5 protein-coding genes and 1 tRNA gene are annotated in these 5,584 nt (G+C 38.0%); 3 read left to right on the top strand and 3 right to left on the bottom strand.

Annotation, left to right across the window (positions count from 1 at the left end; genetic code table 11):
- The coding region (glnS, locus tag ACNKXS_RS04615; RefSeq protein WP_417919831.1) for a glutamine--tRNA ligase at positions 1–1,075 on the bottom strand (1,075 nt) is incomplete at its 3' end.
- 110 nt (positions 1,076–1,185) lie between these two features.
- On the opposite strand from glnS, the gene ACNKXS_RS04610 reads away from it, so the two are divergent.
- The 3 genes from ACNKXS_RS04610 to ACNKXS_RS04600 all read left to right on the top strand — a co-directional run bounded on the left by ACNKXS_RS04610 (position 1,186) and on the right by ACNKXS_RS04600 (position 2,424).
- A complete protein-coding gene (locus ACNKXS_RS04610; protein WP_417919830.1) occupies positions 1,186–1,902 on the top strand; it encodes a ZIP family metal transporter in 717 nt (238 codons plus the stop codon).
- A 41-nt stretch (positions 1,903–1,943) separates the two neighbouring features.
- Positions 1,944–2,300: a dihydroneopterin aldolase gene (gene folB / locus ACNKXS_RS04605; protein ID WP_295179535.1), complete on the top strand. Its 357-nt coding sequence runs from the start codon at positions 1,944–1,946 to the stop codon at positions 2,298–2,300.
- A gap of 50 nt (positions 2,301–2,350) precedes the next feature.
- A tRNA-Cys gene (locus ACNKXS_RS04600) sits at positions 2,351–2,424 on the top strand.
- A gap of 31 nt (positions 2,425–2,455) precedes the next feature.
- Here the strand turns inward: ACNKXS_RS04600 and ACNKXS_RS04595 are convergent.
- Positions 2,456–3,187: a LysE family translocator gene (locus ACNKXS_RS04595; protein ID WP_295179533.1), complete on the bottom strand. Its 732-nt coding sequence runs from the start codon at positions 3,185–3,187 to the stop codon at positions 2,456–2,458.
- 86 nt (positions 3,188–3,273) lie between these two features.
- Complete coding sequence (gene rnr, locus ACNKXS_RS04590; RefSeq protein ID WP_417919829.1) at positions 3,274–5,472, bottom strand: ribonuclease R; 2,199 nt, start codon at positions 5,470–5,472, stop codon at positions 3,274–3,276.
- Positions 5,473–5,584: the final 112 nt, after the last annotated feature.

Below are 5,584 nucleotides of genomic sequence, written 5' to 3'. Positions count from 1 at the left end.
GATAGTTAGTGATCACCAGTTTAACAGGATCCAGAACACCCATAACCCTTGGAGCTATTTTATTAAGATCTTCTCTAACACAGAATTCAAGGTGAGAAACATCAATCATATTCTCACGTTTTCCAACGCCAATCGAATCGGCAAACTTCCGGATAGCTCCAGCGGTATAACCCCTACGACGCAATCCTGAGATCGTAGGCATTCTGGGATCATCCCAGCTGTCTACAAAACCTTTTTCGACAAGTTGTAGTAACTTACGCTTACTAACAATAGTATGACTTAGGTTTCTACGTGCAAATTCTCGCTGTTTTGGCTCAAATTCACCTTGTTTGCTTACTTTTTCAAGAAACCAGTTGTATAATTCTCTATGTGGTAAAAATTCCAGAGTACAGAAGGAATGAGATACATGCTCAATAAAATCTGACTGTCCATGCGCCCAATCGTACATAGGATAAATCTTCCAGGTATCTGCAGTGCGGTGATGTTCCTTATGCAAACAACGGTACATGATCGGGTCACGCATTAGCATATTTGAAGAAGTCATATCGATCTTTGCGCGAAGTACATGTCCCCTTTCGGGAGTATCGCCATTCTTCATCTGTTCAAAAAGCTCAAGATTTTCTTCTACTGAACGCTTTCTATACGGACTTTCCTTTCCAGGTTCGGTAGGTGTTCCCTTCTGCTCTGCTATTTCTTCTGAAGTCTGGCTATCTACATAAGCATCGCCATTTTTGATCATTTCTACCGCCCAGTCATATAGTTTCTGGAAATAATCTGAAGCATAACATTCCTCAGCCCATTTGAATCCCAACCACTCGATATCTCTTTTAATAGCATCTACATACTCCTGCTCTTCTTTTGCGGGATTCGTATCATCAAATCTCAAATTCACAGGCGCATTATATTTCTCACCCAATCCAAAATTTAGACAAATCGAGGATGCGTGGCCAATATGCAAATACCCATTAGGTTCAGGAGGAAACCTGAATTTAAGTTCTTCTCTTGAATAATTAGAATTAAGATCTTCTTCTATGATCTGCTCAATGAAATTGAGGGACTTTTTAGCTTCTGCCATAACCTGTTTTAATAAGCTGCAAATTTATCAAATTTTAAATCGATAAAGACAGCATGCTAACAATAGTATCTTTAAAATTAATAACTTGGATTAAAATCAAGAATTATAAAATGGATGACCTTTATAAAATCATACTATACTCAGCATTTTCGGGGATTACAGTATTTATTGGCGGCTTACTTTCCAAATACATTGGAAGCAATCCAGACAACACAAATCGAAGGAAAGAAATAAACCATTTCATTACGGCTTTTGGAGGAGGTATTCTTATGGGTGCCGTTGCTCTGGTATTAATTCCAAGAGGAATGGAAGATCTGGATCTCACGGTTCTGCTATTAGCATTTATAGCCGGTGCGCTGATTGTATTTTTAATAGATCGAAAACTTGAGAAATCTGGAAGTACTTTATCGCAATTACTGGCGATGCTCCTCGATTTTATTCCTGAAGCGATAGCCTTAGGTGCAATCTTCGCAACAGATTCTAAAACCGGTGTATTACTGGCAGTATTCATAGGCTTACAGAATTTACCTGAATCTTTCAATTCCTACCAGGATCTTATAAAATCTGGGATGAAATCGAAAAAAACACTTACAATTCTGTTTGCCTTGAGCTTCAGCGGAGTTTTAGGTGCGCTACTCGGTTATGAATTTCTAACAAACCTACCTGAAGTTACGGCCTTTCTTATGGTATTTGCCGGTGGTGGAATATTATATCTCATTTTTCAGGATATCGCTCCGAATGTAAAGCTAAAAAGAGCATGGATACCCGCTTTAGGTGCAAATCTTGGTTTTTTAATTGGGATGATTGGAGAAAAATTAATTCAATAATTATTCTATTCTTCAGGAAACATATCTTTGTAAAAAAAGTTTTGGGAGTAATCACACTTAAGAACATTAGAACTTTCGCTTATCATGGATGTCTTGATGAAGAAAGTAAAATTGGCAGCGAATACCAGGTAGACCTTAAAGTTTCTGGAGATCTCTCACATTCTGCAAAGACAGATGAACTTAAAGATACCATCGACTATGTTCATCTAAATCATATTGTGAAGCAGGAAATGGCAATTCGATCCAAATTACTGGAAACGGTTGCTGATAGGATTTTAACCCGTATTCTTAGCGAACTAATTATGGTTCAGCAAGCTGAAGTAGAAGTTTCCAAGATCAACCCACCAATTGGAGGTAATGTTGCTATGGTTACTGTAAGCATGCAGAAATCAAGGTAGATTTTAGTTTTGATACTTAAATTTTTTATTACATTTGCCATCCCGCAAAGGGCATCGTGGCCGAGTGGCTAGGCAGAGGTCTGCAAAACCTTGTACAGCGGTTCGAATCCGCTCGATGCCTCCAAAAAAAAGCTTCCTGATTTAGGAAGCTTTTTTTATTTCTGATCTTTTGTTTTAGTAAAATCCAGATCACCAATTAAAGAATCACTTGGTGTAATTTCTTCGATCTGATCCTTGATCTCATCTACCTGGTCTGGAAAGAGTCCCTGAAAGATCAAAACCACCCCGAATATCACCAGTATACAACTAATGAACTTTTTCATGATATAGATTCGGTTAGGCGTTAATTTCCGATTCAGTTTTTTTGCCAGTAAGATCTTGGCTACATCTACAATTAGATAAGTGATAAGCACTGTAGCAATAAACACTCCTATTCTATCCATCTGCATATCCAGCTTAGGACCAAAAACAATGATCACTCCCAGCCAGAAACCAAGCACTCCAATATTTATAAAATTCAGTAGAAAACCTTTTGCGAACAAGCTGAAATAAGCACTTTTTCCTAGTTTTCTAATTTCAGGAGTCTTATCATCTGTTTGCAGAGATTTCTTCGATTGTACAAAGGTCATCAAGCCATAAGTAGCGAGGATCATGCCGCCAAAAATGAACAAAGCTGGATCATCTTTGAGACTTTCCAATAGCTTGGTGGTGCTAAAGTAAGCGATAGTTATAAATACACAATCAGCGAAGATAACCCCAAAATCCAATGCAATAGCGGCTCTAAACCCTTTTATAGCAGCGGTTTCCAGTAATACAAAAAAAACCGGTCCAAATAGAAAAGCCAGAAAGAAACCTAAGGGTAAGGCAGCTAAAACGTCCTGTAACATACAGTTAAGTTGTTTTGCAAATGTAAACTTTTTGTGGTTTTAAAGTAAATATAGCAGTTAAAGCCTGAATGCGATACTTTTTCCTACTAATTTGCTTCTACATCTGCTCTGCTACCTAATAAAGTGAAATCTAAATGACGTTTGATCAGGTCTGCATTTTTAACTTTGACGTAAACCTCATCACCTAAAGTGAAAGTTTTACCGGTACGTTTGCCTGTTACAGCGAACTCGTCAGCATCATACTCATAATGATCATCGTTCATATCACGTAACCTGATCATTCCTTCACATTTATTTTCAACGATCTCCACGAAGATTCCCCAATCTGTAACTCCAGAAATTACTCCCAGAAATTCTTCATCCTGGTGATCCATCATGAATTTCACCTGCATGAACTTTATGGAATCTCGTTCTGCACTGGTTGCAAGATACTCGCGATCACTACTATGGTTACATTTGTCTTCATACTCTTCTTCACTGGCAGATTTATGACCATCCAGGTAATGTTGAAGCAATCTATGTACCATGACATCCGGATACCTTCTAATTGGAGAAGTAAAATGAGTATAATGATCAAAGGCTAAACCATAATGTCCGATATTATCAGTGCCGTAATAGGCCTTGCTCATGGTACGAATAGCTAAAGTATCTACCATGTTCTGTTCTTTTTTACCCTGCACATCTTCCAGAAGTTTATTTAAAGAACTGGTCGTGGAATTACGGTCTGTAAGGTTCAGTTTATGACCAAACCTGCCTACTATGCTTTGTAATGAAGCAAGTTTATCTTCATTAGGTTCATCATGACATCTGTATACAAAAGTCTTTTTCGGCTTCTGTTTACCAATAAATTCAGCCACTTTTCGGTTGGCAAGTAACATGAATTCCTCGATAAGTTTATTCGCATCCTTGGCAGTTTTAAAGAAAACTCCTACTGGTTCATTTTCTTCGTTAAGGTTGAACTTCACTTCTACCTTGTCAAAAGAAATCGCACCATTTCGCATACGACGACTTCTCATCTGCTTAGCAAGTCTGTCCAGTGTGGAAATAGCATCTACTATTTCACCGCTAACAGTATAGGCATCTTCACGAATTGAAATGTCTTTTGGAATACTCCCGGCATTCGTTTCGATAATATGTTGAGCTTCTTCATAAGCAAAACGCTCGTCTGAATAAGTCACGGTTCTTCCAAACCATTGATCTTTTACCTCAAGCTTATCGTTCATTTCAAAGACTGCAGAAAAAGTAAATTTTTCCTCATTCGGTCTTAATGAACAGGCGTTGTTCGAGAGTATTTCAGGAAGCATAGGTACTACGCGATCCACCAAATATACTGATGTTGCACGTTCGTAAGCCTCATCGTCGAGAATAGTTCCAGGTTGCAGGTAGTGCGATACATCTGCTATATGAATTCCTATCTCGTAATTACCATTTTCAAGTTTTCTGAAGCTTAAAGCATCATCAAAATCCTTTGCATCTTTTGGATCTATCGTAAAAGTCAGGATATCGCGCATATCCCTTCTTTTAGCGATCTCATCTTTGTTGATTGAAGTATCTATCTTATTAGCGTATTCTTCCACTTCTTCCGGAAAATCATGAGGAAGACCATATTGGGCAAGAATGGAATGAATTTCTGTATTATGTTCTCCCGGAGTACCAAGTACCCTGGTGATCGTAGCAAAAGGCGAATCTGCCTTATCCGGCCACTCTTCGAACTGGATTACTACTTTGTCCCCATCTTCAGCACCGTTCATTTTGTTCGCCGAAACAAAGAAATCTGTGTACATGGATTTATCGTCCACTACCACAAATCCAAAATCTTTTTTCTTCTGAAGCGTTCCAACAAATTCTGTTCGCTTACGCTTGGTGATATTTACAACCTCACCTTCACTTTTTTTATTGCGACGGCGATTGTAAATGTAAATTTCCACAGTATCACCATCAAAAGCAGACTTTAGGTCTTTATTCGCGATAAATATATCATCATCAAATCCATCAACGATCGCATAACCATAACCTTTGGTGGTTAGATCAAGTACCGCGGTATGATAGTTCTTGGAGCCTTCGATCTTAAATTTCCCACGTTCAACTTCTTCAATTTCCTTTTTTGCAGTGAGTTGAGCTAGTTTTTTTATGATCTGGTTTCTACTACTGGCATCATTAACACCAAGTATAGAAGCAATTTGTTTGTAGTTATATGTTTTTCCCGAATTCTTTCTAAGAATATCAATAATGCTTCGGGTGAGGTTGCCCTGTCCTTTGGGCTTATTCTTGTTCTGTTTCTTCATTCTCAAATAGTATGCGATAAAATTACGCCATAAAAATCAGTCTGCATCCTGTTGAGATTAAAGTTTTGTTAAGTCGAAAGAGTACTTATATAGCTAAAATACTAAGCATCAA

Source organism: Christiangramia marina (assembly GCF_048285865.1).
GTDB classification, from domain to species: domain Bacteria; phylum Bacteroidota; class Bacteroidia; order Flavobacteriales; family Flavobacteriaceae; genus Christiangramia; species Christiangramia marina.
Note: the sequence above shows the minus strand (reverse complement) of the source record. Positions and strands in the feature narration are given on the sequence as shown.

Bases quoted from the DNA above. Each gene is read 5' to 3' on its own strand.
- rnr (WP_417919829.1), bottom strand. From the start codon at position 5,472: ATGAAGAAACAGAACAAGAATAAGCCCAAAGGACAGGGCAACCTCACC.
- ACNKXS_RS04610 (WP_417919830.1), top strand. From the start codon at position 1,186: ATGGATGACCTTTATAAAATCATACTATACTCAGCATTTTCGGGGATT.
- ACNKXS_RS04595 (WP_295179533.1), bottom strand. From the start codon at position 3,187: ATGTTACAGGACGTTTTAGCTGCCTTACCCTTAGGTTTCTTTCTGGCT.